This is a genomic window from Microbulbifer zhoushanensis (assembly GCF_021729055.1).
Classification (GTDB): domain Bacteria; phylum Pseudomonadota; class Gammaproteobacteria; order Pseudomonadales; family Cellvibrionaceae; genus Microbulbifer; species Microbulbifer zhoushanensis.
The window spans coordinates 582,623-607,756 of record NZ_JAJSAO010000001.1 but is presented as its reverse complement, the minus strand read 5'-3'; the positions used below and the strand labels follow the sequence as shown (position 1 = coordinate 607,756).

Annotated in this window: 24 protein-coding genes; 11 read left to right on the top strand and 13 right to left on the bottom strand. The window is 62.4% G+C overall.

Annotated features, from left to right (window positions below; translation table 11 throughout):
* Positions 1 to 296 precede the first annotated feature (296 nt).
* The 7 genes from LVD10_RS02620 to LVD10_RS02590 all read left to right on the top strand — a co-directional run bounded on the left by LVD10_RS02620 (position 297) and on the right by LVD10_RS02590 (position 7,829).
* Positions 297 to 1,994: a FimL-related protein gene (locus tag LVD10_RS02620; protein WP_232942880.1), complete on the top strand. Its 1,698-nt coding sequence runs from the start codon at positions 297 to 299 to the stop codon at positions 1,992 to 1,994.
* A 13-nt stretch (positions 1,995 to 2,007) separates the two neighbouring features.
* The gene (gene nudC, locus LVD10_RS02615; RefSeq protein ID WP_237061715.1) at positions 2,008 to 2,826 is read left to right on the top strand and encodes an NAD(+) diphosphatase; all 819 of its coding nucleotides are present in this window, start codon (positions 2,008 to 2,010) and stop codon (positions 2,824 to 2,826) included.
* 17 nt (positions 2,827 to 2,843) lie between these two features.
* Positions 2,844 to 3,494, top strand: coding sequence for a cation/multidrug efflux pump (locus LVD10_RS02610; RefSeq protein WP_232942878.1), 651 nt, complete (start codon positions 2,844 to 2,846; stop codon positions 3,492 to 3,494).
* 21 nt (positions 3,495 to 3,515) lie between these two features.
* The gene (gene sohB / locus LVD10_RS02605) at positions 3,516 to 4,673 is read left to right on the top strand and encodes a protease SohB (RefSeq protein WP_232942877.1); all 1,158 of its coding nucleotides are present in this window, start codon (positions 3,516 to 3,518) and stop codon (positions 4,671 to 4,673) included.
* A 40-nt stretch (positions 4,674 to 4,713) separates the two neighbouring features.
* Entirely contained in the window at positions 4,714 to 5,721 is a 1,008-nt protein-coding gene (locus LVD10_RS02600) for a YhdH/YhfP family quinone oxidoreductase (RefSeq protein ID WP_237061714.1), read from the top strand.
* Positions 5,722 to 5,890: 169 nt separating this feature from the next.
* On the top strand, positions 5,891 to 7,156 hold the full coding sequence (locus LVD10_RS02595; RefSeq protein WP_232942875.1) for a patatin-like phospholipase family protein: 1,266 nt from the start codon (positions 5,891 to 5,893) through the stop codon (positions 7,154 to 7,156).
* Positions 7,137 to 7,829: a DUF4919 domain-containing protein gene (locus tag LVD10_RS02590; protein WP_232942874.1), complete on the top strand. Its 693-nt coding sequence runs from the start codon at positions 7,137 to 7,139 to the stop codon at positions 7,827 to 7,829. Before LVD10_RS02595 ends, LVD10_RS02590 begins: the two co-directional genes overlap by 20 nt.
* A 28-nt stretch (positions 7,830 to 7,857) precedes the next feature.
* Here the strand turns inward: LVD10_RS02590 and LVD10_RS02585 are convergent, their stop codons facing one another.
* From LVD10_RS02585 to LVD10_RS02565, 5 genes are all read right to left on the bottom strand, one after another.
* Entirely contained in the window at positions 7,858 to 10,113 is a 2,256-nt protein-coding gene (locus LVD10_RS02585; RefSeq protein ID WP_232942873.1) for an ATP-dependent helicase, read from the bottom strand.
* Between the two features lie 59 nt (positions 10,114 to 10,172).
* The gene (locus LVD10_RS02580; protein WP_232942872.1) at positions 10,173 to 11,903 is read right to left on the bottom strand and encodes a SulP family inorganic anion transporter; all 1,731 of its coding nucleotides are present in this window, start codon (positions 11,901 to 11,903) and stop codon (positions 10,173 to 10,175) included.
* Positions 11,904 to 12,032: 129 nt separating this feature from the next.
* On the bottom strand, positions 12,033 to 12,461 hold the full coding sequence (locus LVD10_RS02575; protein WP_232942871.1) for a DUF6691 family protein: 429 nt from the start codon (positions 12,459 to 12,461) through the stop codon (positions 12,033 to 12,035).
* Between the two features lie 3 nt (positions 12,462 to 12,464).
* Entirely contained in the window at positions 12,465 to 12,899 is a 435-nt protein-coding gene (locus LVD10_RS02570) for a YeeE/YedE family protein (RefSeq protein WP_232942870.1), read from the bottom strand.
* Positions 12,900 to 12,907: 8 nt separating this feature from the next.
* Positions 12,908 to 13,222: an ArsR/SmtB family transcription factor gene (locus LVD10_RS02565; RefSeq protein WP_255701149.1), complete on the bottom strand. Its 315-nt coding sequence runs from the start codon at positions 13,220 to 13,222 to the stop codon at positions 12,908 to 12,910.
* A 107-nt stretch (positions 13,223 to 13,329) separates the two neighbouring features.
* Between LVD10_RS02565 and LVD10_RS02560 the strand changes: the two genes are divergently transcribed.
* From LVD10_RS02560 to LVD10_RS02550, 3 genes are all read left to right on the top strand, one after another.
* Positions 13,330 to 14,211, top strand: a complete 882-nt coding sequence (locus LVD10_RS02560; protein WP_232942869.1) for an MBL fold metallo-hydrolase — start codon at positions 13,330 to 13,332, stop codon at positions 14,209 to 14,211.
* Positions 14,212 to 14,297: 86 nt separating this feature from the next.
* Complete coding sequence (locus LVD10_RS02555; RefSeq protein ID WP_232942868.1) at positions 14,298 to 14,711, top strand: protein tyrosine phosphatase family protein; 414 nt, start codon at positions 14,298 to 14,300, stop codon at positions 14,709 to 14,711.
* Between the two features lie 43 nt (positions 14,712 to 14,754).
* The gene (locus tag LVD10_RS02550; RefSeq protein ID WP_237061712.1) at positions 14,755 to 16,542 is read left to right on the top strand and encodes a SulP family inorganic anion transporter; all 1,788 of its coding nucleotides are present in this window, start codon (positions 14,755 to 14,757) and stop codon (positions 16,540 to 16,542) included.
* Positions 16,543 to 16,579: 37 nt separating this feature from the next.
* Here LVD10_RS02550 and LVD10_RS02545 read toward each other — a convergent pair whose 3' ends face one another.
* The 6 genes from LVD10_RS02545 to LVD10_RS02520 all read right to left on the bottom strand — a co-directional run bounded on the left by LVD10_RS02545 (position 16,580) and on the right by LVD10_RS02520 (position 21,629).
* On the bottom strand, positions 16,580 to 17,956 hold the full coding sequence (locus LVD10_RS02545; RefSeq protein WP_237061710.1) for an MBL fold metallo-hydrolase: 1,377 nt from the start codon (positions 17,954 to 17,956) through the stop codon (positions 16,580 to 16,582).
* Between the two features lie 304 nt (positions 17,957 to 18,260).
* On the bottom strand, positions 18,261 to 19,106 hold the full coding sequence (locus tag LVD10_RS02540; protein WP_237061708.1) for an alpha/beta fold hydrolase: 846 nt from the start codon (positions 19,104 to 19,106) through the stop codon (positions 18,261 to 18,263).
* Positions 19,107 to 19,658: 552 nt separating this feature from the next.
* The gene (locus tag LVD10_RS02535) at positions 19,659 to 20,093 is read right to left on the bottom strand and encodes a DUF4174 domain-containing protein (RefSeq protein ID WP_237061706.1); all 435 of its coding nucleotides are present in this window, start codon (positions 20,091 to 20,093) and stop codon (positions 19,659 to 19,661) included.
* 35 nt (positions 20,094 to 20,128) lie between these two features.
* The gene (locus tag LVD10_RS02530; RefSeq protein ID WP_237061705.1) at positions 20,129 to 20,791 is read right to left on the bottom strand and encodes a flavin reductase family protein; all 663 of its coding nucleotides are present in this window, start codon (positions 20,789 to 20,791) and stop codon (positions 20,129 to 20,131) included.
* 12 nt (positions 20,792 to 20,803) lie between these two features.
* On the bottom strand, positions 20,804 to 21,196 hold the full coding sequence (locus LVD10_RS02525) for a thiol-disulfide oxidoreductase DCC family protein (RefSeq protein ID WP_237061704.1): 393 nt from the start codon (positions 21,194 to 21,196) through the stop codon (positions 20,804 to 20,806).
* A 100-nt stretch (positions 21,197 to 21,296) separates the two neighbouring features.
* The gene (locus LVD10_RS02520) at positions 21,297 to 21,629 is read right to left on the bottom strand and encodes a hypothetical protein (RefSeq protein WP_237061703.1); all 333 of its coding nucleotides are present in this window, start codon (positions 21,627 to 21,629) and stop codon (positions 21,297 to 21,299) included.
* Positions 21,630 to 21,870: 241 nt separating this feature from the next.
* On the opposite strand from LVD10_RS02520, the gene LVD10_RS02515 reads away from it, so the two are divergent.
* Positions 21,871 to 23,445 (top strand): hypothetical protein, encoded by a 1,575-nt coding sequence (locus LVD10_RS02515; RefSeq protein ID WP_237061702.1) that lies wholly within the window; start codon positions 21,871 to 21,873, stop codon positions 23,443 to 23,445.
* Between the two features lie 22 nt (positions 23,446 to 23,467).
* Here the strand turns inward: LVD10_RS02515 and LVD10_RS02510 are convergent, their stop codons facing one another.
* Together LVD10_RS02510 and LVD10_RS02505 are read right to left on the bottom strand one after the other, a co-directional pair.
* Positions 23,468 to 24,142, bottom strand: coding sequence for a haloacid dehalogenase type II (locus LVD10_RS02510; protein ID WP_237061700.1), 675 nt, complete (start codon positions 24,140 to 24,142; stop codon positions 23,468 to 23,470).
* Between the two features lie 96 nt (positions 24,143 to 24,238).
* Positions 24,239 to 24,817 (bottom strand): antibiotic biosynthesis monooxygenase, encoded by a 579-nt coding sequence (locus LVD10_RS02505; protein WP_232942858.1) that lies wholly within the window; start codon positions 24,815 to 24,817, stop codon positions 24,239 to 24,241.
* Positions 24,818 to 25,134 lie beyond the last annotated feature (317 nt).

Below are 25,134 nucleotides of genomic sequence, written 5' to 3'. Positions count from 1 at the left end.
GCGTGTCGCAGGGCTGGTTGTTGCCGGGCTTTGAGAGCTTGTGCCAGTGACGCTGTTCGATGGCGACTGGCTGGGCGGCGAGATGCCCCGGGAATCCCGGAACAGCCTGATTTCACCAGGGGCTACTGCCTGTCAATTGATGCAGGGGCGGAAATGTCGATTGATCGATGGAAATAGCCACCCCGATAGTGGAATCTCGATGAGTTTAGTATAAATTGGCCAGCCACCACGGGCCGGGAAGCCTGTAGGCGGTCAGAAAATAATCATGTTGATGAGATAAAAGGCGACATTAAGCAGTGACAGAATCGCGCGAAATCAATGTAACCTCGGTGAACCTGGTTAAGGAAGAACTGGTGACGGCCGTCGACAGTGCCGCTGCGCAGCTGGACCAGTTTGCGGTGGACCCGGGAAACCGCCAGTCGCTGGAGTCCTGTATGGGGGCGGTGCGCCAGATTTGCGGCGTGCTGCAGATGGTGCAGCTCAAGGGGGCGGAGCTTCTCGCCCAGGAAATGCTCGGCGCCCTCAATGAGTTGGAGGCCGCCACCCAGCAACCCCCTACGGAGGTGTTGGAAGCACTGAGTACCTCCTTCTATGTGATCACCCGTTATCTTGATTTTGTGCAGCACCGCGGTGTTGCCCGTCCGGAGCTGTTGATTCCCTACATCAATCACCTCCGGGCCGCCCGCAATGAGCCTCCTGTGCCGGAGAGCCATTTCTTCCAGTGCCGCCTGGAGGGCAATGTGCCCGGGGCGGTGTCGTCTGCCGTTATGTCAGAGGACCTGCGCAATTTCGTTCGCCGGTTCCGGCACATGTACCAGGTGGGCCTGCTGGCGCTGTTGCAGGGCAAGCCCTGCCAGCCTGCCTATACCATGATGGCCCGCGCGCTGCAGCGTGTCGCCAGCGTATCGGCGGGCCGGCCGATCGGTAAGCTGTGGGCGGTTGCCGGTGCGGCACTGGCCGGGATGGCTTCCAGCAAGATGCATATCAGCCGCTCGCGGGTAATGGTTTTCAGCATGTTTGACCGACGCCTGCGTGCCCTGCAGCGGGAGGGCGACAAGGCCCTGGACCAGGCACCGCCCGGGGTGTTGCTGAAGGAAAGCCTGTACTGGCTGGCATTATCTTCGCCGCGGGGGCAGGGCGGACGTATCCTGGAGGCGTTCAATGTGTCTCCGCTCGGTTACGGTGAAGCGGAGCTGGAGCGTGAACGCGCCAGCCTAGGGGGGCCCGGGGCCACTGCAATTGCCGCCGTGGCAACGGCGCTGGACGAGGAGCTCGCCGGCGTGCGCCGCATGCTGGATGATGTGGAGACCCTGGGCGTTGCCGGCCTGTGCGAGGACGAGGGCCTGATGGGCGACCTGCAGCGAATCTCCAGTATCCTGCTGATGCTGAACTTCCACAAGGTGGGTTCGGGCCTGGGCAAGGCCGTACAGGAGTTTCGCTCTGATGCCCGCGTCAGCGGAGCAGCGGGCGAGGCCGCGCTGCAGAAGCTGACCCAACAGGTGCTGCAGGTTGATAATGCCATTCGCGCGCTGCGCCAGAGTTCGAGCATTGATGTGGATGAGTTCGGCCATGCGGATGCCGCGGTGGAAATGAGCCAGCTGGCGGAAGCCGAGATGGCGGTCCTGAAAGAGGCCGAGGCCGGGCTCTCCCTGATCAAGCGTGCGCTGGCGTCCTACGCCGAGTCAGACTATGACTACGGGCATATCCGCAATGTTTCCACCACCCTGAACTCGGTTCGCGGCGGCCTGATCGTGCTGAACCTTTCCCGTGCTTCCGGTGTGACCGAGCGACTGATCGATTTTGTCGAGACAGTGATGCAGCAGCGCGAGGCGGTGCCCGAGATCGAGCAGGCACTCGATACCTTTGCCGACGCCATCATCAGTCTCGAGTATTACCTGGGTGAGGTGAAGATGCACCGCAAGGCTGATCCCGAATCACTGAAGCTGGCACTCGAGAGCCTCGAGGCGCTGGGTTACCCGGTGGAGGCGGCCTGAACGGTCGCGCGCAGTGAACCAAAGCTTTGTCCCCGCGGCCCAGCCGGGTCCCCAACCCCAATTGTCGTGCCATATCGTGGTTGCCGGCGGCCAGCTCCTGTGTGCCGGCAGCTCCTTTGTTCACGCCCACCTCGACCTGCCCGCAGACCTCTTGCTCGCCTCCCACTATCTCGGTGAATTGTCAGGACAAGCCTGTGGGGTCCACCTGCTCTCGGCCCGCATCGACGTGCCTGGTAGCGAGTGGCGTGGCCTGCGGTCCCTGCTCGGGATGGTCGATGAGGAAATGTTCTATCTCGCCGGGCGCGCGATGCAGGTGGCCAACTGGGATTCAGACCATCGCTACTGCGGTCGTTGCGGGTCGGCCACTACGCTGTCCCCGGGAGGGGAGCGCGCGCGTGTCTGCCCCGAGTGCCAGTTGTCGGTATACCCGCGGATCTCACCCTGTGTCATCATGTTGGTGACGCGTGGGGAAGAGTGCCTGCTGGCCCGGCATTCCCATCACCGGCATGGCCTCTTTACCGCGCTTGCGGGCTTTATCGAGCCCGGGGAAAGCGCAGAACAGGCAGTGGCGCGGGAAGTGCATGAAGAGGTGGGCCTGCGGGTTGGCCACCCATACTATATCGGCAGCCAGCCCTGGCCCTTTCCGGGGCAGTTAATGCTCGGTTACACCGTTCCCTGGGTGGCCGGCGAACTGGCACCGGACCTGGATGAAATCGCCGAGGCGCACTGGTTTCATTACCGTGACCTGCCGGCGGAGATACCGCCCCCGCAGACCCTGTCAGGGCAGCTGATCCGGGGTTTTGTCAGTGCGGCAAACGCGAAGTCAGATTAAACGGAGCATTGAAAATCATGTATATCGCCATCACCTTCCTGATTGCGCTGATCGCTTTGCTGCTGGTTTTCTGGGGTGGCAAGGTGCTGTTGAAGGGCACCTGGCTACTGGGCTTTATTCGCGGCACCGTGGGGCTGGCGCTGCTCGGCGCGGCCCTAATGATCGTGCTGGTGGCGGCGGACGTATACAGTTACCGCAACCTGGCCGATGAGCACAGTGTCGGCACCGTGTCATTTGAGGAACTCGAAGAACAGCAGTTCATGGTGAAGTTTGCCGACGCCGACGGCGTCACCCAGGAATTCCAGCTGAGCGGTGACCAGTGGCAGCTGGACGCGCGCATGCTCAAGTGGAAGGGGCCGCTGTCCCGCTGGGGCATCAAGCCGGCGTATCGCCTCGATCGCCTCAGCGGGCGCTACCTGACGCTCCAGGATGAACGCGAAAAACAGCGCACGGTACACCAGCTTAACGGCAGTAATTACGGGGTCGACGTCTGGAAGCTGCTGCGGGATATCGACCCGCGCCTGCCCCTTGTGGACACGGTCTACGGCAGTGCGACATTCCTGCCAATGGAGGATGGCGCTGTCTACGAGGTGAAGATTTCCCATACCGGGTTGCTGGCGCGACCGCTCAACAAGCAGGCCACGTCCGCCATGGAGCAGTGGCAGTAAACGGATTAATCTGGAGTTTCAGTGGAATTTCTCAGTGAGTACGGCCTGTTCCTGGCCAAAGTGGTAACGATCGTGGTGGCCCTGCTGGTCATCATTGGTTTTATTGTCGCCAACCGCGCCCACCTTAAAGAGCAGGTGCAGGGCCATATCAGCGTCACGCACCTCAACGATCGCTACGAGCAGATGAAAGAGGCCCTGCTGCACGCGGTACTGGACAAACACGCTTTTGCCCAGCGCAAGAAGCAGCAGGCCAAAGAGCAGAAGGCGCGTGACAAGGCACTGGCCAAAAAGCACAAGGCGGAAAAGAAAGGCAAGGGTGGCAATGCCCCGGAGCTTGCCGATATGCCGGAGCAGGCTGAGGCAGACGCGGAGGCCGGGCAGCCCGGGAAAGCTGCAGCCCCGGGTGCCGCGGCAGAGCCTGCGCGGGTTTACGTGGTGCATTTCGATGGTGATATCAAGGCCAGCGCACTGACCAACCTGCGCGAGGAAATTACTGCCATCCTGCAGGTGGCTGACAAAGGTGATGAGGTCGTGGTGGTGCTCGAGAGTCCCGGCGGCATGGTGGCCAACTATGGCCTGGCGGCCAGCCAGCTGGCACGGGTGCGCGCCGCGGGAATCCACCTGACCATCGCCGTGGACAAGGTGGCCGCGAGTGGCGGTTACATGATGGCCTGTGTCGCCGACCGAATTATCGCGGCGCCCTTTGCCATGGTGGGCTCCATCGGTGTACTGGCGCAGCTGCCGAATTTCAACAAGCTGCTCAAGCGCCACGATGTGGACTACGAGCTGTTCACAGCCGGGGAGTTCAAGCGCACCGTCACCATGTTTGGTGAGAATACCGCAGAGGGCCGGGAGAAGTTCCAGAGCGACCTGGAGGAAATCCACGCGCTGTTCCAGCATTTTGTGGCGGAGTACCGCCCCGGCCTCGATGTCGCAAAAGTGGCCACCGGTGAAGTCTGGTTCGGCCAGCGTGCGATTGACCTGGGCCTGGTGGATGAGCTGAAAACCTCCGATGAGTATCTCACCGGGCGCTCTGCGGACGCCGCGTTGTACGAGGTCGAATACAAGGAAAAGACCAATATCGCCAAAAAGATGGGGCTGGCTGCACAAAGCGGTGTCGAATCAGCGCTGATGCGCTTCCTGTCGCGGTTGGCAGCCTGGCGCCACCAGGCCCAGTAAGCCCCTGCAGCCGCTGGACCCGAGGAGGAGGGAGTAGCCCATGAACCAGCAAGCGCAATTCCGTGCGATCCGGGTGGAGGAAGTTGCCCCGGGCAAGTTCGACCAGCTGGTGGTAAAAAAAGCGGTCAGTGAGCTGCCGGCGCATCCGTTGCAGCTCGCTGTGTCGCACTCTTCCCTTAACTTCAAGGACGCACTCTCGGCCTTCGGCAGCCCCGGGGTTACCCGCGAGTACCCCCACACCCCGGGCATCGACGCGGTAGGTACTGTCGTGTCAGATCGCAGTGGCACCTTCAGTGAGGGACAGCAGCTACTGGTGACCGGCTATGACCTGGGCATGAACACCGCCGGCGGGCTGGCCGAGCGAATCGCCATCCCGGTTGAGTGGGCATTGCCCCTGCCGGATGGCCTCACCGCGCGCGAGTCGATGATCCTTGGCACGGCCGGTTTGACCGCGGGCCTGTGTGTGGAAAAGTTACTGGAAGCCGGCGCCCGTCCCGAGCAGGGCGAAGTACTGGTTACCGGCGCCACTGGCGGAGTGGGTTCTATTGCCGTCGCCCTGCTGGCGCACCTGGGGTTCCGGGTTGCGGCAGTCACCGGGAAACTCGAGTCCGCCGATTTCCTGACCGGGCTGGGGGCGTGGAAAGTGCTGGACCGCGAGACCCTGGCGCCCTTCGCCAACAAGGCAATGGCCAAGCCGTTGTGGGCCTGGGCGGTGGACACGGTTGGCGGTGAGACCCTCTTCAATGTCATCAAGTCACTGGCCTATGGTGGCGGGGTAGCAGCCTGTGGCATGGCCGCCGGTGCCCAGTTCCAGGCCAATGTGTTCCCGTTTATCCTGCGAGGCATCAGCCTGCTCGGGGTGGACAGTGTCGAGCTGCCCTTACAGAGGAAGGCGGCTGTCTGGGAGCGGCTGGCGAGCGACTGGTATATCGGTGAGCAGCTGGCGCGAATTGCCGAGGATATATCCCTGGAGCAGGCCCCGGAGTTTCTCGCCCGCCTGCACCGCGGCCACGGTATCGGGCGCTATGTTGTTGATATGGCGCTCTAGCCGCTTCAGGTTGCGGGTGCCAAGGTGACCGGTTGAGCCGGTCGGTAATCGAAATGCCGCGGCCGGCTGCTATTCTCTGTAGTCCGGCAGCATGAGCCAGGCGGCTGCCCATGAGCACCGTGAGGTTCGGCGGTAACTTTTCCCAGTTCGGGTTTATTGGTAAGCAGCGTTGTCCTCAGAGAAAGAAATTCCGCGTCTCACCCACCAGGCCAGTGCCCTGGTCCTGTCCGGCGGTGGTGCCCGCGCGGCCTACCAGGCCGGCGTGCTCAAGGCGCTGGGCGAGCTGGTGCCGGACGATACCCCGCACCCCTTCCAGATCATCTGTGGCACTTCCGCAGGTGGCGTGAATGCGCTCCTGCTGGCGTCACACCCGGGGACCTTCAAGGAGTCTGTAGACCGCCTTTGTGACCTGTGGCTGGGGCTGTCCGTGGACGATATCTATGGCAGCAGCTGGCGCAGCCTGCTCGGTAACATGTTTTCCATCACGCGTTCGCTCTTTAACCAGGGCGTGGGCCGGCAGAAGCCCCTGGCACTGCTGGATAACTCGCCGCTGCGGGAACTGATCGGGGAGGTTATCCAGTTCGACAATGTGCAGCGCAAAATCGATGAGGGGCAACTGCGGGCTGTCTGCGTCAATGCGATGTCCTACAGCGCCGGTGAGTCCGTCAGCTTCTTCCAGGGCGCCGACGACCTGCGCGAGTGGCGCCGTTTTCGCCGCTATGGTGTGCGCACCCGCCTGACGGTGGATCACCTGATGGCTTCGGCGGCAATCCCGACACTATTTTCCACCGTGAAGATCGGCAATGAGTATTACGGGGACGGTGCCGTGCGCCAGCTGGCGCCAATCAGCCCGGCCTTGCACCTGGGGGCCAACCGGGTGTTTGTCGTGGGGGTGTCGGACAATCGCTCGCCGGTGCACTGGGGCAAGCGCAAGATCAAGGCCCCGCGCCATTCACCGTCCATCGCCCAGATAGCCGGGCAATTGTTCAACGCGGCCTTTATCGACAGCCTGGAAGGGGACCTCGAGCACCTGGATCGCGTCAACCAGCTGCTGGAGTCCGTGTCCGACAGGGAGCTCGCAGGCCTTGCGCCGTTGCGACCGGTGGACTCTGCAGTGATCGAGCCATCGCAGAGTCTCGACCGGCTGGCGGGGCGTAAAGTCCGCTACCTGCCACCGGCGGTACGCTGGCTGTTTCGCGCCACCGGTGCTACCACTTCCGGAGGAGGGGCCTCAGCCGCCAGTTACCTGCTGTTTGAGAAACCTTTTATCGGCGAGCTGGTCGAGCTTGGGTACCAGGACGCGATGTGGGAGCAGGAAAAGTTGCGCCAGTTCCTGCAACCGCAGGTGGAAATGGCGGAGACTGAACGCAGGGGATTGTTCGGACTGAGAGTTAAACCGGCAACGGAATCAGCAAATGGCAATACGCACACATAAGAATTTTGTACTGATGGCACTTCTCGCCTGGATGGGGCTGTTGACGGCCTGCAGCGCACCCACTGGCGGCTCCGGTGATGGCGCGGCGCCCGCGGATACGGCGCCGTCCATGCCCCTGACGGAGTACGAGCGCCTGCTGGGCGAGGCCAAGAGCCTCTCCTTCACACTCGATTTCAATGCGTTGCGGCGGGCCTACGTCGAGTCAGCGGACTACAACCCCCATGGCGGGGTGCGGCTGGACGGCCTGGCGGAGGCCTACAGCGCCGTGGAAAAAGCCGAGTTTGGTGAGTGCCTCGGGCACGTGGACCGGGTGCTGGAAGGCAATTACATGAGCCTGGAGGCGCACATGATCGGTGTGCTGTGCAGTGGCCGCAGTTCGGATTTCGCCCGTGAGGACCGCCACCGCTACATGGTGGAAGGCTTGATGGAGGCGATCGAGAGCAGTGGCGATGGCCTCAGCCAGGAGAGTGCCTTCCACACCATCACCACGTCAGAACTGCGTGGCTATGTGCGCCTGAAGGGGCTCCAGGTGCTGGACCAGTCGATTGTCTACGACCGTCAGGGTGTGTATGACAAGATGCAGGTCCGCGACCCGGAATCCGGGGATGAATACGATCTCTATTTCAATGTCAGCCGCCAGTTCGCCCACACTGCGGCCAACAGCGGCAACTGACTAGCACCAACCAGCGCCAGGCGCCGGTTTACATCAGGAAGGGGGCCAGGCGCTCCCAGTCGAACCGCCGCGATTGGCTGTCGCTGAACAGTATCTCCACCCGGTCGTCTTCCCAGCGAACCACCCGCCCGTGACCCAGCTTGCGGTGTCGGATTCCTTCCCCCGCTTGCGGCCGCCGCACTGCTGCCGGTGGCGCCTCGATATCCGGGTTGTAGTCCATTGCCTCCATGTAGCGTAACGCCATCCGGGAGACCGGTACCGGGCTCTCCAGGGCCGGGGGCCGCAAGCGGAGGCCGCCGGCCACCAGGAGGCTCAGGGGTAACTGCATCTCCTCGATCATCAGTGACGGCTGTTGCTCGTCATTTTCTGTTCCCGTGCCGGGCCCGGTAGCGGCTTTCTTCCCATCGCGCTGTTCAATCACCGGTTCTGGCGCGAGCAGGTAGAGCTGTCGCCGGGCGCGGGTCATGGCCACGTACAAAAGGCGGCGTTCGCTTTCCAGTGAGGCGGGCGTGCTGAAGTCCCGCTGCGGCTGGTAGGGCATGTTGTGCCGGGTCAGGGAGGGGATGATCACCTGGTCCCATTCCAGCCCCTTGGCCTGGTGCATGGTGGTGATCTGGACTGCGTCGGCGGTACTCTGCGTGCCTTCCCGGTGCTGGCGCTGGAGTTCCTGCAGGTGGCCCAGGGCCTCTTCCGGTGGTTGCTTCAGCTGGTCCAGGTACTGGCAGAACGCCACTACCGTCTGCTGTCGTTCCTCTCCCTGCTGGGGGGTGAAGCTGTCGTCGGCAATGCCCGTGAGAAAATCCAGCGCCCCCAGTTGGCGGCGCAGCAGCTCACCGGCATGGCCGCGCCAGTTCTCTATTTCCGTTAACAGGCGGGCCCGCTGGTGCAGGCGCTTCAACTGCGGCTTGCTCAGGGAGTCCGGCTCCATGGCCAGCAGGTGGTTGCCCCAGCCGCTGGATTGCTGTGCCAGTTGCGCACAGAGCGGTTCGAGTACACGCCGGGCAATCCGGATATGGGGCGCGGTCAGCCATTCGTACAGCCCCTGGCGCCGCCGCTCGGGGGGGAGCGTGGCGAAGCGACCGGAAGCGATATTGAGCGCCCAGAACAGCGGGCGCAATTCCCGGCGCGACAATACGGTGTTGCGGGCACCCGAGCGGTAGGGAATGTTGGCTGCCAGCAGTGCCAGCTCGATCGGTGCCGCCACCGACCACAACCGTACCAGGATGGCGACTTGCTCGAGGGGCTCGCCGCGCTTGCGACAGCGGCGCAGGTGGTCCACCAGCCAGCGGGTTTCCTTTGCGGTGTTGACCAGCTCGATGTTGGTATCCCGCTCCCCGTCTGCAGAGATGCAGAAGATATCGGCGCGCTCGCGGTTGTTGCCAATGCAGTGGTTGGCAGCCAGCGACAGGGCGTGGCCGTAGCGGAAGGTGCGGCTCAGGCGGTAGACGTTGGAGGGAGGGAAATCCCCATCGAAATAGCTCAACAGATAGGCCGGCTTTGAGCCGCGCCATTCATAGATGGTCTGGTCGGGGTCGCCGATGGCGATCACGTTGCCGGACTTGCCGTAAAGCACCCGCAGCAGGAAGTGCTGCACCTCGTTGATGTCCTGGTATTCGTCCACCAGGATATCCTCATAGTGGCTGCCGTACTCTGCGGCGATCTCGGGGCTGAGGCTGAGCAGGATCGCGGGGTCGTAGACCAGGTCGGAGAAGGTGACAGCCTGCTGTTCGCGGCGCCACTCCTCGAAAGCGCGAAACACCTTGAGGAAGTACATGTACTCGTCGCCCAGTTTCAGTTCCTGGAAGGCGCTCAGGTCCCCGGTGAGAATGGTCTTGGTGTAGTCGATAAAGAATTCCGCTGCTTCCACCTCGGTCTGCTTGCGTGCGCGGATGTCCTCCAGTTCCTCCGGCGGGGCGCATGCCTCGATGGCCTTCCAGATCTGCAGTTGCACGGTGGACTGGGGCAGGGGCGAGAGATTGGCCGGGGCAATATGCCCCCGGGCAATCATGCGCTGGTACAGGCGGTAACCCAGGCTGTGGAAGGTCTGCACCCCGGGCACGGGTCCGTCCACCAGCTGCTGCAGGCGTGCGGCAAAATCCTCCCGCGCACTGCGGTTATACATCAGTACCAGCATACGCGCGGGGGCTACCCCGGCCTGCAGCCGGTTGCGTATATAGTGGAGCAGGGCGGTGGTCTTGCCCGACCCGGCCACGGCAATAATCTTGGCGTGGCCGCCGGGATGGTTGGCGATGGCCTGCTGTTCTTCCGTGAGCGATGTCGACATGAATACCACTGGCTCAAATACTGGATATTTTGCCAGTATCCGGCCGGTGGGTACAGGGCTCAGGCGGGGGCGGTGCTGCCGTCCTGCCGGTCGCGCCGGCGCAGTGCCAGTTCTGCGATGTAGGACGACAGGAATACACGCCCGCTGAGTTGCTCCAGGAACCGTGAGCGGCTCAGGCGATCCAGTACCGGCCCCTTTACTTCAGTCAGGTGCATATGGATATCCCGCGCGCGCAGGTCGCGGTTAATCTGCTGCAATCGCTCCAGCGCGGTACCGTCAATCCGGCTGACCGAGGACAGGATCAGCACCAGGTCGCGGGTGTCCGGGTTGCGCTTCAGCTCTGCCAGCAGGCGTTCTTCCACCGCATTGATATTGCTGAAGAACAGGCTTTCGTCGATACGCAGGAACAGGATACCGGGTTGCGTTTTCACCGTATGGCGCAACACATTGCGGAAATGCTCGGTCCCGGGCACGCGTCCCACAACGGCGATGTGCGGTCGGCTGGTCCGCCAGATCAGAGTGGCGAAGGACAGGCCGATACCGATGCCGATGCCCGCCTCCACGCCGAACAGCACCACGCCCAGAAAAGTCCCGGCCATGGCCACGCCATCGGTACGGTCGTAGCGCCAGTTATGCAGGAAGCCGGGCAGGTCGATCAGGCTGCTGGCCGCCACGATGATGGTGGCGGCGAGAACACTCAGTGGCAGCATCTCAAAGGGTGTGGTGGCGAACAGGAGCACCAGTGCCAGGATGCCGGCGGCGATCACCCCGCTCAGTGGCGACTTTGCACCGCCCTCATCGTTAATGGCTGTGCGGGCGAAGCTGCCGGTGACGGCAAAGCCGCCGGAGAAAGCGCTGAACAGGTTGGCGGCGCCCAGGCCGCGCAGCTCGGCATCGGCATCCAGCCGCTCGCGCCGGCGCAGGGCGATGGCGTGGGCGATGGATAGGCTTTCCACAAACCCCAGCAGCGCAATGATCAGCGCCGGCAGCAACAGGCGGTAGGTCATGCCCCACTCCGGTGCCGGCAGGCCGATTTCCGGCAGGCCCGAGGGAATGGCACCCACCACGTCCATCTGCCGGTCCCATTCCAGTAGCCACGACAGCGCGATTGCCACCGCCACCACCACCATCGGCGCCAGGCGCGCAATCAGTTTTGCGCGTTTCTTCTTCATCCCGGCACGTCGCAGCAGGTAGGACAGCCACAGGCGTGCCGCGCCCAGCAGGAGCAGGGCAACGATCCCCACCAGCGTGCCCGGTGAGACCACATACGGCAGCTGCTCGACGGTTTCCGGCATCATCTCCAGCGCCGTGTCACCTTCGGCCTCAATCCCCAGCAGGGGGCCCAGCTGGCCGATGATGATCAGTGTGGCGGCGCCGGATACGAAACCGTGGATGACCGGGTGGGAAAGCAGGTTGGCCAGGGCGCCCATTCGCAACAGGCCCATCACGAACAGGAAAATGCCGCTCAGTGCGGCGAGGGTGACCGCCCCGAGGATCCAGTCGGGACTGCCGGGTGACGCCAGCGGGGTGAGTGCAGAGGCCGTCATCAGCGCCAGTACCGCCACCGGGCCCACCGAGAGTGCGGAACTGGTCCCGAACATGGCGTAGCCCACCAGGGGCAGCAGGCTGGCGTAGAGGCCGATATGGGGGGGCAGGCCGGCCAGGGCGGCATAAGCCAGGGCCTGTGGCACGATCATCATGGTCGCCACCACGGCGGCGAGCGTGTCCCCCGCCAGCCACTGGCGCTCGTAGTTTCTCAACCAACTGGGTACGAGGGTGCTCGCCCGCATGTTGCCGCTGTTCCGTTATCTGTCGGTGCCGGGGAACGGGTACTGTACTCCAGACCCTCTGCAAAGATAGACCTGATCCCCGGCGGCGTTACGGGCGGACTGGCGGCCCGGCAGTTCCCGGCCCGGTGATCAGGCGGGCTGGGCCTGGCGCCGGAAAAGCCGGAAGGCAGTCATTCCCGCCAGCATGGCGACAGTAAACACCACCGCCTTCAACTCGCCAGCACCGGTGGCGACTACCGCGGGACCGGGACAGAAACCCGCAAGGCCCCAGCCGGCGCCGAAAAGCAGGCTGCCCACTACCAGCGGGCGGTCGATGGCATTGCTGCTTGGCAACTCCAGCGCCTCTCCCAGCAGGGATTGCTGCCGCCCCTTTGCCCAGGCGAACACCGGCAGGCCCACGGCGATGGCGCCCACCATTACCAGAGCCAGCGACGGGTCCCAGTTGCCGGCCAGGTCCAGGAAGGCCAGCACTTTCTCCGGGTTGGCCATCTGCGACAGTAGCAGGCCCAGGCCGAAGATAAGTCCGGCGACAAATGCGGTGATTGTGGTCTTGTTCATGGATCAGGCTCCCAGCAGGTGGCGGACAACAAACACGGTGACAAAGCCCGCGCCCATAAAACAGAGGGTGGCGACCAGGGATCGCGGCGACAGCCGCGACAACCCGCAGACCCCGTGGCCGCTGGTGCAGCCGGAGCCATAGCGGGTGCCGATGCCCACCAGCAGGCCAGCAGCCACCAGTACCGGAAGGCCGGCCTCGATACGAATCGGCGGCAGGTCCCGGAACAGCAGCCACAATGTTGGTCCGCCCAGCAGGCCCAGGGTAAAGGCCAGCCGCCAGCCGGTCTCGCCCGGCTGGCGGGCCAGCAGCCCGCCCAGGATGCCTGAGATGCCGGCAATACGGCCGTTGGCCACCAGCAGCAGGGCGGTCGCCAGGCCGATCAGTGCACCGCCGGCCAGGGCTGACCAGGGTGTGAATGCATTCCAGTCAATAGTCATGGATTGGGTTACTCCGCACAGTAGAGTTCATACAGGGTTTGTAGCAGCGTGAGGACCTTCGGGTCGGCAATGCGATAGAACACATGCTTGCCTTCCCGGCGGGTGGCCACCAGTCCCTCCCGGCGCAGCACGCCCAGCTGCTGGGAAAGGCTCGGCTGGCGAATATCCAGTCGTTCCTCCAGGTCGCCCACACAGAGCTCTTCCTGGCTCAGCTGGCACATCAGCAACAGCCGGTCCGGGTTGCCCAGTGAGCGCAACAGTGCCGAGGCATTGCCCGCCGAGGCGCGCATCTTGTCGAGGCTGATGGTCGATGTGTCGGGCATGGGAGGGTCCACCTGGCTGCCGCTATGATTTACAGGTTTATATTATATTGATTTATATAATATTGAAAAGTATATTGTGGCCGTAATTCAGAAGTTGGAGGCAAGCAATGACTGCCAGAACAAGCCGACCGCAGGTCAAATCCTTCCTGGACCGGGATACTGAAACCTGGAGCTATGTGGTGTACGACCATGCCGGGGGTTCCGCGGCTGTGGTAGATGCCGTGCTGAATTTTGATGCGCCCTCCGGCCGCACCAGCACAGGCGGTGCCGACGAGATCATCGAATTCGTACGCGCTGAAAAGCTGACGGTGGAGTGGATCCTGGAGACCCACGCACACGCGGACCACCTGGCCGCGGCGCCCTATATCCGTGACCAGCTGGGCGGTAAGATTGCCATCGGTGACCATATCCGTGAGGTGCAGACCATCTTCCGTGACGTGTTCAACCTGGAAAAGGAATTCCTGGTGGATGGCAGCCAGTTTGACCACCTGTTTCATGACGGCGATACCTTTACCATCGGCGAGCTGGAGGGACGGGTGATTTACTCCCCCGGCCATACGCCGGCGGATATGGCCTGGTTGATCGGGGACGCGCTGTTTGTCGGCGATACCCTGTTTATGCCGGATGTCGGCAGTGCACGCTGTGATTTCCCGGGCGGCGACGCGTGCAAACTCTACCAGTCAGTGAAAAACCTGCTGGAGCTGCCGGAAGAGACTCGCATGTTCATGTGCCATGACTACCCGCCGGAGGGCAAGCGTGAGCACCAGTGTGAGACCACGGTGGGAGAACAGCGGCGCAGTAATATTCACCTGCGCGACGGTATCAGCGAGGATGAGTTCGTCAAAATGCGCACCGAGCGCGATGCGACGCTGGGTATGCCGCGCCTGATCATCCCGTCGATCCAGGTCAATATCCGTGCCGGCGAAATGCCACCGGTTGAAGACAACGGCGTCGTCTACCTCAAAGTACCGATTAATATCCTCAGGTAAACGGGACAGTTGCCGGGGAAGAAACCGGTGAAAACAGCCTGAACAATAATTTCCGGCGGGCCGCGGGCCCGCCTGTGGAGGTATCGATGGAAATCAAGCAACTGGACCAGCAGGTCAGTGTATCGGACCAGTGCAGCCCCGAGGCCATGGCGCAGCTGGCCGCGGCAGGAGTGCAGGTGCTGGTGTGCAACCGCACCGAAACCGAAGCCGAGAACGACCCTTCATTTGCTGAACTGGAGCAGGCGGCGAAAGAGCAGGGTATGGCGTTTGTCGCCATTCCATTTATGCGCGGCCAGATGACTCGCGAGCATTGTGAGCAGTTCCAGCAGGTGCTGGCCGGCGGGCAGCGGGTGCATGCCTTCTGCCGTACCGGTAACCGCTCCACCAATCTCTGGGCCGGGGCAAAATGCCTGGGCGGGGACGAACCGCGGGATCTGGTCGATCGCGCCCGCGCCGCCGGTTTTGATGTGTCCGGCGTCGTGACAGCATTTGCGCCCTGAGCCGGGCGCGCAAGAGCAGTACTGATACCGGGTAATCTGGAATATGCAATTCAGGCCGAGCATCCTCACCAGGTCCCTGCCGATACTCGATTGGCTGCGGGATTACGACGGCACCACATTCAGCCGGGACTTTCTCGCGGCGGTGATCGTCACCATCATGCTGATCCCGCAGTCACTCGCCTATGCGCTGCTGGCCGGCCTCCCGGCGCAGGTGGGGCTCTACGCGAGTATGGTGCCGCTGGTGGCTTACGCGGTGTTCGGCACCAGCCGGACCCTGTCCGTCGGCCCGGTGGCAGTGGCGTCGTTGATGAGTGCGGCGGCCCTGGGCGAAGTGGCGGTGCAGGGCACTGGCGACTACCTGGTGGCTGCGGCAGTGCTGGCCCTCCTGTCGGGCCTGTTCCTGACCCTGATGGGATTGCTGCGCCTGGGGTTCCTGGCCAACTTCCTCTCGCACCCGGTCATCTCCGGTTTTATTACCGCCTCCGGCCTGCTGATCGCCCTGAGCCAGTTAAAGCACCTGCTCGGGGTCAGTGCGGATGGGGACACGCTGATGAAAATGGCGGTTTCCCTGGTTGGGGAAATTGACCAGGTCAACCAGTACACCCTGGGCACCGGGCTGGCGGTGATTATCTTCCTGTTGTGGTCGCGCCGCGGCGCGGTGCGATTGCTAGGCCGTCTGCCGCTGTCGTCGCACGCCGCGAGTATGCTGGTAAAGGCGGCACCGGTGGTGGGGGTGATTGCCACCATCGTGGTGGCGGCCAGCTTTGGCTTTGAGGGCAGGGGTGTTGCCCTGGTGGGGGAGATCCCGGGAGGGTTGCCCGAACTGTCGTTACCCTGGCCCTCGCTGGCCCTGGTGGAGGCGCTGCTGGTTCCCGCCATCATGATTTCCATCATCGGTTACGTGGAGTCGGTGTCGGTGGGCAAAACGCTGGCGGCAAAACGCCGGGAAAAAATCGATGTGAACCAGGAGCTGGTGGGGCTCGGCGCGGCCAACCTGGGTGCGGGCCTTTCGGGGGGGTTTCCGGTTACCGGCGGTTTCTCCCGCTCGGTGGTCAACTTCGACGCGGGCGCGGTGACGCAGATGGCCAGCATCCTCACAGCGATCGGCATCGCCCTGGCGGCACTGTTCCTGACGCCGTACCTCTACTACCTGCCCAAGGCCACTCTGGCGGCAACCATTATCGTTGCGGTCCTCACCCTGGTGGACTTTTCCATCCTGCGCAAGACCTGGAACTTCAGCCGCAGCGACTTCTTCGCGGTGCTTGTCACTATCGTGGTGACCCTGCTGTTCGGGGTGGAGGCGGGGGTTTCCTGTGGTGTGGGCGCGTCCATTGCCCTGTTCCTGTTTCGTACTTCGAAGCCCCATATTGCCGAAGTGGGCCTGGTGGAGGGCACCGAGCATTTTCGCAATATCCGTCGCCACAAGGTGCTCACGGTACCGGAGATCCTCACCATCCGTGTCGACGAGAGCCTTATGTTTTCCAATGCCGCCTTCCTGGAAGAGCGGATTTACGGTGACCTGGCGGTAAACCGGCAGGTGCGGCATGTGATCCTGATGTGCAGTGCCATCAACGAGATCGACTGGAGTGCGCTGGAAGTGCTGGAGGCCGTCAACCACCGTCTGGATGAGCTGGGTATCGGCCTGCACCTGTCGGAGGTAAAGGGACCGGTGATGGACAGCCTGAAGCGCACCGGCTTCCTGGCCCACCTGTCCGGTAAGGTTTACCTGACGCAGTTCCAGGCCTTTAATGCGGCCCGTGCCCAGGTGGTGAGGGGGTCGGCATCTTGCGACCTGGCCGACGAAGCGGCAGCGGGCTCCGAATCGGCCTGAAGCCGGGAGCCGCTGGCCACTGCAGCAGACTTGGCACTCAGCCGGGCTCGACAACGTTGTGGCCGGCTGACTGCCAGGCGCCCATGGAGCCCAGGAATACATCGACATTCTGGAAACCGGCGCGTAGCAACACCGACGCGGCGACAGTTGCCCGGGCACCGCTGGCGCACATGACGGTGTAATGCCGGTCCCGGGCAAGCCTGTCCATCTCCTGTGGCAGTTTGCCTACGTAGATCGTTTCGGCACCCTTGATGATGCCCTGTTCCACTTCGCCCTTGCCACGCACATCCAGCAGGGCCCAGTTGGCCTCTCCCTTGTCGATCCTTTTCTGCACGCCATCCGCGTCGATTACCTGCACGCGCTCGAAAGGGCGCGCGCCTGCCGCCCAGCCGGGCATGGCGGCATCCAGGTAGCCGAGGATGCAGTCGTAGCCAATACGCGCCAGGTTACGGGCCGCCTCTTCAGCCTGGGCCGCACTGTCCGCAACCAGTATCAGCTCATCGTTTTCATCCAGGAACCAGCCGGCAAAGGCCGTGATCATATCCACGGGCAGGGCGAGGCTGCCGGGAATATGGGCACCGAGGAAAGGCGCGATCCCCCGGACATCCACCAGCGTCCCCTTGCGGGACAGCTCCTCGAACGCCTGCATGTCCAGCACCCGTGGGGTAACGACGGATGCGACGGGCGCGGCGCCCTCGAGATTCAGGCGCTCCATCACACGGAAATAGGGCGGCTGGTAGTGGTGCTCATTGACTTTGCGCTTTACGAACTCGTCCCGCTTTTCAATTCCCAGCATCGGGTTGTTCCGGCGCTCGTAACCAATCGTGGAAAAATCCCGGTCGGCCATATTGTCGCCGCATACAGAACCGGCGCCGTGAGCGGGGTAGACAATCGCCTGGTCGCCAAGCCCTGTAATTTTCTTCAGACTGTCATAGAGGTTGCCGGCCACCTCCTCGGCGCGATCGGGATAAAAATCCGTGCGCCCGACATCGCCGACAAATAGTGCGTCGCCAGTGAAGACGCCCACTGCTTCATCGCCGAAGTTGTCGTCGTAAATTGCAAACGACAGACTGTCGTCAGTGTGTCCCGGCGTTTCCAGCACCGCAACTCGCATGTGGCCAAAGGTAAAAGAGTCGCCCTCTCGAACGGTATCGGCATAGACAACGTCATCTGCGGGATTGGGGCCGTGGTGGACCGGGGCGCCGGTGATGCCCGACAGGATGGGGGCGCCGGAAATGAGGTCCTCGTTGCGGTGGGTTTCAAAAATATGGGTAATTCGGCACCCCTTTTCGCGGGCCATCTTTGCGTAGATTTCGCAGTCGCGGCGCGGGTCGATGACAGCTGCTTCGCTGCCATCGCCGATCAGGTAGGAAATCTGTGCCAGGCCGGGTGACTTGATCGATTCGACAAACATTGGACCTCCAGTAAGTGGTCGGTGTCGGGTTCGCGGCCGGTGCGAACTCGCCCGCGGAAAATGTGCCCAGTAGCCTAATAAACTGCAGGGAGCATGTGCAAACAGGATGATTTTTCCGGAGAGTCGATGTAAAAGTTTAATTCAGGTATCGGCACACGCTGCGAACTACTGCGCTGCCGGCTTAAACCGCTGCTGGAGAGCGTCCCTCTATGGCCGCTCCCATACACCCGGTAATTAGGGCGATTGAAAAATACAATGAAAAGGGCCCGCCAGCATGACGGGCCCGAGTGACTCGTGCGGGAGCCTAGGAATGTTCCGGCGTGGAATTTTCGCTCGGTGAGGACGCCGCTTCCCCCGCGTCGATTTTCCGGAGGAACTCGAGCATCTTTTCGTTGACTGCTTGCGGCTGCTCCAGTGCCGTCAGGTGCCCGGCCTTGGCGATCATCTCCAGTCGCGCCCCCTCGATACTGTCGGCAATTTCCCTGGACAGGTGTGGTGGCAGGGAGCGGTCGTCGTCGCCGACAATCACAAGTGTCGGCTTCTCTATCAGTCCCAGTCGGGAAAGCAGTGAGTCGCGCCTGCAGAGGGCATTGACGCCGTGGGCAATGGTAGGCATTGGTACGCGGGCAAATTCTTCCTGCCATTCATTTACCAGGTCGCGCTTGTTGACGAGCGTGAAGTCACCGAACATCAGCTTGTTTACCTGCGGTAACAGCAACCGGATCCCGAAGATGCGCGCCGCGAGAACCATGAGGCGGTAGCGAAGCTGTTTGAGCATTTTTTCCGGCCCCGCGTGGGTATCCATAAGGATAAGGCCCCTGACCCGCTGTGGTGCCTTGACCGCCGCCCGTAGTGCGATCATGCCGCCGATGGAGAGGCCCGCCCAGATGGCGCTGTCGATCCCCTCACGGTCCAGCACCGCGAGCGCATCCTCCATCAGGTCGTAGATACTGAACGGTTGCTGCGGAACTGATGACTTGCCGTGGCCGCGAATATCCACGGTGATGACGGTGTAGTGCTCGGCAAGTGCCTCCACCTGCTCGCGCCACATGGCGCCCGAGCACAGGAAGCTATGGAGAAGTACCAGGGCGGGCCCGCTGCCCTGGATCTCGTAGTGAAGGGCGAGGCTGTCTCTCTGAACGACTGGCATGGCTGCATCCTTTCTCTGTGTGTTTTCGACATGATATCGGGTCCGGTTACCGGTTGCCTGTTCTCCTGCAGCCGCCGGTCCATTACCCGGAATCAGGGCACGGGCACGGCCGCCAGCAGTATCATGCCGGGACAGCCGCTGGGCATCTGCGAACGCCGTCGTGGTGGCGAAGCACCGGGTATTTGTGGCCTGCGCGGAAATGATGATCGGAGTGGCGCGAAAGCTCAAACAGCGACACGTGCCCACTCTGATGGCTGGCGCTCCAGGAGTGCGCCGGCGTCACCCCTCCGTTGCGACCGCATGCCAGCTGCCCGTGGCAGGGCCCGTAGTGCTTAATGTAGTTGACAGTTTCAGGCAGCAGGAAGCCTGTCAACGCAGCGAGCACGAAATACAGCAGTGCCCTGGTACCGGACCGCGTGCCGAGGACGATCCACAGCGCGGGCTGGACCAGTTGGCAGGGCACTTTGTGGCTGTTCAGGCCAAATGGTGATTGGCCGCGCCAGCGGAGAGCCGGGCAACTCAGTCGGCATCCGCGCGGCGCTATCGGGTCCGCTACTGTCTTATCTCCTGTCGGCGCATGGGCATGCTGTCGATACGTTCGAAGAGCCCCTCAAGGTCGAGTTTCCGGTAGCGCACCTTCACCGTCCCGTCCTTGCCGATCAGGACCACTGTGGCACCGGGGATTTCGTCGCCAAAATAGCGCTGTGCCAGTGCCTCTCCGAACCCGGGTGCCAGCGGTCCGGCATAGTTGGTCTCGATCGCCGGCGGCGTCAGCCGAAACCACACCAGGTCGCGCTCGGCTGTTTCGACGCGCGCCTCGCGCAGCCGCTGCGGGTAACCAGCAGTTGCGGGGACGCCACTGATCAGTAGTACCCGCTTGTGCGACACGAGCGACGACAGGTCCTTGAGCGGCGGGGGACTGGCGGCAGCTCCGGCTGCCAGCAACAGTGCCAGCACGGCGCCCATCAGTAAGATTGATTTGTTCACACCGCCTCCTCGCATAATAAGCTATCAGCGCTATGTTAGTCCCGGTCGCCTGCACTGCCCAGCGGGCGCACCGGCCGGTCCGGTTTGGCGTACTGCAGCCGGTCCAGGCGCCGGGTGCGGTGGTAGCTGTCCAGGCCGCTCACCGCCACCGTGCCCAGGCGTTCGATATCGATATAGCCATCATTGCGGACGGCCTCGCCCTCTACCTCCAGGTACTCGATTTCCCCGATAACCATCACGGTTCCATTTACCTGCAGGGTCTGGTGCTCTACCAGGCGGCAGGCGAAGCGCAGGCGGCTCTCGGCGACAAACGGGGCGGGGCACACCGGGCAGGTAGCCACGCCAAGGCCGGTGGCGTCGAATTCAGATACCTCCCGCGGGTAGCGGGCGGAAGTCTGGTGGGCCTTCTGCCACATGTCGTCATTGACCTGGTTGACGGTGAACCAGCCGGTGGCCAAAAGATTCTCCAGGGTATGGCGCTCGACACTGTCCGGCCGGTTGATAAAGGCGATCAGGGGCGGGTTGGCCCCCAGGTGCACTATCGAGCTGAACATCGCCAGGTTGGGGTGGCCGCTGGCATCGGCAGTGCCGATCAGGTTGGCGCTCTTGAAGCCGGAAAGGCTGTTGACCAGGTTTACCCGGTACAGTTTTTCCAGCTGGTCAAAATCGGCGCGGTGCCAGTGTCTGGTCTTTTGCAATGCGTCCCCCGGTCATTTGCAGTGGTCGTCGGGGCAGCGGCGCTCCCCGGTCAGTAGTTGAGCGACGCGGTCACGGTGCCGGGCAAAGAAGCGATAAGCCAGGTTGCTGAAGGGGCGGATCGGCCTCCAGCGCAGCCAGCGGACCCAGTGCCCCTTGCCTACACGGGACCAGGTCTCCACGGTCACATCGAGACCGATGATCACACGTCCATCAGGTAGCTGCGCATGCAATACTGCCATTGCGCGTTCACGGTCGATCTGCGGATAGCGTTCGCTGAAGTCGGCCGAGTTGATGTCGATGAAATTTACGCGATGCCGGGTGTCCCAGCGGCGCAGGTGGCGGATTTCCCGCATGCACAGTGGGCAGCGACCATCGTAAAACATCGTGAATCGGTTATCGGCCAAGGTATCCCCGCGCTTTCCTGTTCTGTGCCGCTCCCATTGAGTTTATATACGCACGCGAGAGTAGCCGGGATCAACCCGCGCCTGGCGGCCTGCCGGCGCATCACGACTGGTTCAACAGGTGCGCGAAAGCGGCAAGCAGCACAATAATCATGGGCATCCACAAAACGGGCGAGGCCAGCCGGCGCAGCGGTTTGTTTGGGGCGTGCCGGAAGTTAGCCCGTTCGGACCAGCCATAGAGCCAGTAGCTGGCCACAAAGACGATGGCGCTGGCCAGTACGGTCAGTAGGGCGAAAGCTGGTTCGACAGAAATTTCACCTGCACCAAAGGCGGCGCTGGCAAGGTGCCCGGCCGCCGCGGCAATGGGGATAACCGCCATGGACAGTCCCCGCCTGATTTTCGACTGGGGGTGCACTTGTTCCTGTCGTTTTCGCATGGGCAAACCACTTTTCGTGTGAGGGGGCAGGACCCGCGAATTTACCAAAGCCCAGTGTAAGTAACCGGGTAGTTGATGGCAAAACCCGGGCCGGCTGCGTTGCTCCGGGCACATTCCAGCGTGCTGCGGGAGCAAACGTGCGCCAATGATCCCGGGATCGCGGGAACGGTGGCCATCCCGATCTAGGCTTTAGGTGTGGAACGCCAGTTGCACTCCAACTGAAGTAGGGAGATATCGGCGTATGGACAGGGCGGGCAGAATTGGTTGGCTGGGGCTGTTTTTGATTGTCGCTGCCGGGGGGGCGCCGCCCGTCACGGCGGAATCCCTGCTCGTGGACAGGCCCTGGATCATGCCGTTCGACGTGAACCAGCGCTTCCGGCCGCAACTCCCGGGCAATACACCGGCCGGTGACCCGAGCCAGCTGGATATCTATGAATTTGCCTGGCAGAGCTTTATTGCCCTGAACTGGCCCTATCGCGAAGGTGGCCTGCGCGGGGAACCGGATCCGCGGGCGCGCCCGGCCCCGATCTCGAATACCTACGATCCCGAGCGTGTCGTGGTATGGGAAACCTATATGTCGCCGGAGACCGTATTCGTCCACCCGCAGCAGTGGCCGGTGGAGTGGGGGCAGCCGGACTTTACCGGCCTGCAACGGGTGGCCCGCCCCCCATGCTACGTGGGGGATTACGCCTACGGTAAGCCCTTTGCCCCGGGTATCAACCAGCCATACACCAACGCCAATGTACCCACCGGCCCGGTGGTGGACCAGAACCGCCGCTACCTGCGGGTCGAGGTCACCCAGAGCCAGCCCTATTTCACCTATATCAAGCAGTTCGGTTACTACGATGCCGATACCCAGGCGCAGGTGGTGCAGGATTACATCGACTACGCCGATGCCAACAATGCCGCGCCGCCGCTGGCAAAACACCCGGGTGACCCGGCCCGGCGTTATTTCCAGCGGGTGCCGGAGGGAACCGAATTTTATATTGATGCATTGCCTCCCTGGGCACAGCAGGGCATGACCGAGGTGAAGGCGGCCTGGAAGGTACTGAAGACCGAGGGTGAGGATGCCGATATTCCCGGCCGCTATTTCCGCCGGGTGCTGCAGTTCCCGTTGCCGGATGGCTCCCTGAGCGAACCCACGTTGATGGGGCTGGTGGGGTTCCATATTCACCGGGTGACGCCGTTTGGTCACCTGCCATCCACTTTCGAGCATATCGATAACGTAAAAGTGGGCAGGAAGCTGTTCGATACACTGCCGCAACCGGCGCGCCCGGCCCTCAATCCCGGTGGGGTCAATGGCCGCCCGGCCCGCTATCCCAATGGCTACGAGGTGAACGGCGAGGGCGGGGTGGCCAATGTTATCCCGTTACCGTACAAGGCGGGCGAAGCATTGGTACCGCAGCAAGAGCGGGAAATGGTCAATGTCTCCAGGGTAACCCCGATCCCGCCGGATGTGCAGCTGGTGAATTACAAATACCAGGCGCTGCTGAAGGACAGCGTCTGGTCCTACTACCAGTTGATCGGGACCCAGAATAAGAACCTGCGTGAGCCCAACCCGCACCTGGGTCCCGGTATCCCGGGGCCGCAGCACTCCAATGTGCAGAACCTGGTGAACACCACCCTGGAAACCTATACCCAGAAGGGCTTCAGCTGTGCCCGTTGCCACCTGAACGCCTTCCCGCACGGCGTGGAGAGCTTCCCGCCCTACGAGGCGCGTTTCGAGAACCTGCACGTGATGAGCTTCCTGCTACTGAATGCCAAGCCCGGCAGCCAGCCCCCGGGAAACTTCCAGTGCCTGGAACCTGGGTATTGAGTGGACGCAGCTGGCAACCCGCTCAGGCGGGGCTGAGCACTGCGCGCACAGCCTCTTCAAGGTTTGCCACACAGGCCCGCGGCGTGGCCATCAGGGCATGGTAGGTAGTGTCCTGGCGCCTGACCCAGACTGCATTGAGTCCGGCTTCAATGGCGCCATTGGTGTCCCAGGCATGGGCCGCGACCAGGGTGGCCTGCTCCGGTGCAACGCCCGCCCGCGCAGCGGCCTGCCGATATACCTGTGCCATGGGTTTCCATACGCGAAATTCCTCGATGGAGACGATATCGTCCACCAGAGATTCGAGTCCCGCCTCCTGTACCAGCTTCTCGGTATTGTCCCGTGAGCCGTTGGTCAGCAGTATCGCCCGGGTATCGGCGCTTGCCCGCACCCGCTCGAGCGCCGGGCGCACATCCGGGTGCGCGGGCAGCCGTGAGAATTCCCCCAGGATGCGCTCGACCCGGTCATCGTTCACAGGACTGCCGGCGTTGGTGAGCACAACTTCCAGGGTCGCGCGAGCTATCGCCGGGAAGGGCTGGAACCTGCCGGCGGCCGACAGGGCAAAAGCATCCCGCAGCAACTGTGTGAAAAATAGCGGTGCTGTCTGCTCCGGCAGGCCCAGCTTGGAAAAGCGGTCGTGCAATGGAGCCAGAGAGAACAGGGTTTCTATCACATCAAAAAAAATAACGCGGCCGGACATTGTGGCTCCCGTTTTCCAGTTCACCTGGGTATTGCCCGGGCTTGACTGCAGCTACGCGGGCAGTGAGCAGGCTGGCAGGGCTTCCAGGCATGCCTGTCAGTCAAACAACCAGTGTCGAATGAGCTTTGTGTAGCGGGGCATGATCACATAGACCATCAGGAACACGATACTCCCGGTGAGCACGAAAGTGTCCAGTAGCCGGTTTTCGGGAGATCCTGCTGCACGCAATGCCGGCAAAATCAACAACGGCATGCCGAGTACCAGGGGATAGATTACCGACCAGGTCGCGAGGAACTGCTTCCAGCGGGTGGGTAACTGCGCCCTGGCGCCACTGGGGGTGAACCAGAAATCGAGACCACTGCTGATATAAAAATCATCGCCCTCCAGTAACAAAGGCTGGACCTGGTCTATCAGCCGTTGCCGATCCCCGGAGTCCATCCATGCCTGCAGGTGTGCCTTGGTGTCGAAGCGGATCACCACGGTAAAGGTGGAAGTGATTCCGGGGATCGGACGAATGATACTCCAGTCCAGGTGACCCGGATATGCTTTGCACTTGGGTGCAATTTCATCCAGCCACTGCTCATAGGCAGCCTGGTGTTCTTCGCACACACGGTGGGTGATTACTGCAGTTGCTCCCGGGTCCTCCGTATCTTTCGATCCTGATTCTATTTCCATTGGACGTTAAGCCCCGTTCAAGGTTCGTGGATTTGGGAGGCAATGTCCCGCCCCCGGGGAAAATCCTGACCAAACAGGGGGGAGCACAGTCGGTTATAGAGTGATTTTCCGGGGAGTTGCATGTAGCAAGGCCTGGCTCCCGTCCCACTGGGTACATATAGCAAGAATATGTCGCATCAGTAGCGTGTGGTGGCTCCCTGATGAATTAGCAGCCAGTGATGCTTTCCCGCAAATGCCGTATCGCTTCCGCCGATCGGCAACCAGGAAATTGCACTAAATTTGCTAGCAGGGCCGTGGGTTCTGCAGGTGCACACTTA

Coding starts and splice junctions, on each gene's coding strand:
- LVD10_RS02570 (WP_232942870.1), bottom strand. CDS start 12,899: ATGACTATTGACTGGAATGCATTCACACCCTGGTCAGCCCTGGCCGGC.
- LVD10_RS02590 (WP_232942874.1), top strand. CDS start 7,137: ATGGCAATACGCACACATAAGAATTTTGTACTGATGGCACTTCTCGCC.
- LVD10_RS02515 (WP_237061702.1), top strand. CDS start 21,871: ATGGACAGGGCGGGCAGAATTGGTTGGCTGGGGCTGTTTTTGATTGTC.
- LVD10_RS02560 (WP_232942869.1), top strand. CDS start 13,330: ATGACTGCCAGAACAAGCCGACCGCAGGTCAAATCCTTCCTGGACCGG.
- LVD10_RS02600 (WP_237061714.1), top strand. CDS start 4,714: ATGAACCAGCAAGCGCAATTCCGTGCGATCCGGGTGGAGGAAGTTGCC.
- LVD10_RS02505 (WP_232942858.1), bottom strand. CDS start 24,817: ATGGAAATAGAATCAGGATCGAAAGATACGGAGGACCCGGGAGCAACT.
- LVD10_RS02550 (WP_237061712.1), top strand. CDS start 14,755: ATGCAATTCAGGCCGAGCATCCTCACCAGGTCCCTGCCGATACTCGAT.
- LVD10_RS02610 (WP_232942878.1), top strand. CDS start 2,844: ATGTATATCGCCATCACCTTCCTGATTGCGCTGATCGCTTTGCTGCTG.
- LVD10_RS02520 (WP_237061703.1), bottom strand. CDS start 21,629: ATGCGAAAACGACAGGAACAAGTGCACCCCCAGTCGAAAATCAGGCGG.
- LVD10_RS02540 (WP_237061708.1), bottom strand. CDS start 19,106: ATGCCAGTCGTTCAGAGAGACAGCCTCGCCCTTCACTACGAGATCCAG.
- LVD10_RS02565 (WP_255701149.1), bottom strand. CDS start 13,222: ATGCCCGACACATCGACCATCAGCCTCGACAAGATGCGCGCCTCGGCG.
- LVD10_RS02580 (WP_232942872.1), bottom strand. CDS start 11,903: ATGCGGGCGAGCACCCTCGTACCCAGTTGGTTGAGAAACTACGAGCGC.
- LVD10_RS02555 (WP_232942868.1), top strand. CDS start 14,298: ATGGAAATCAAGCAACTGGACCAGCAGGTCAGTGTATCGGACCAGTGC.
- LVD10_RS02510 (WP_237061700.1), bottom strand. CDS start 24,142: ATGTCCGGCCGCGTTATTTTTTTTGATGTGATAGAAACCCTGTTCTCT.
- LVD10_RS02585 (WP_232942873.1), bottom strand. CDS start 10,113: ATGTCGACATCGCTCACGGAAGAACAGCAGGCCATCGCCAACCATCCC.
- LVD10_RS02545 (WP_237061710.1), bottom strand. CDS start 17,956: ATGTTTGTCGAATCGATCAAGTCACCCGGCCTGGCACAGATTTCCTAC.
- LVD10_RS02575 (WP_232942871.1), bottom strand. CDS start 12,461: ATGAACAAGACCACAATCACCGCATTTGTCGCCGGACTTATCTTCGGC.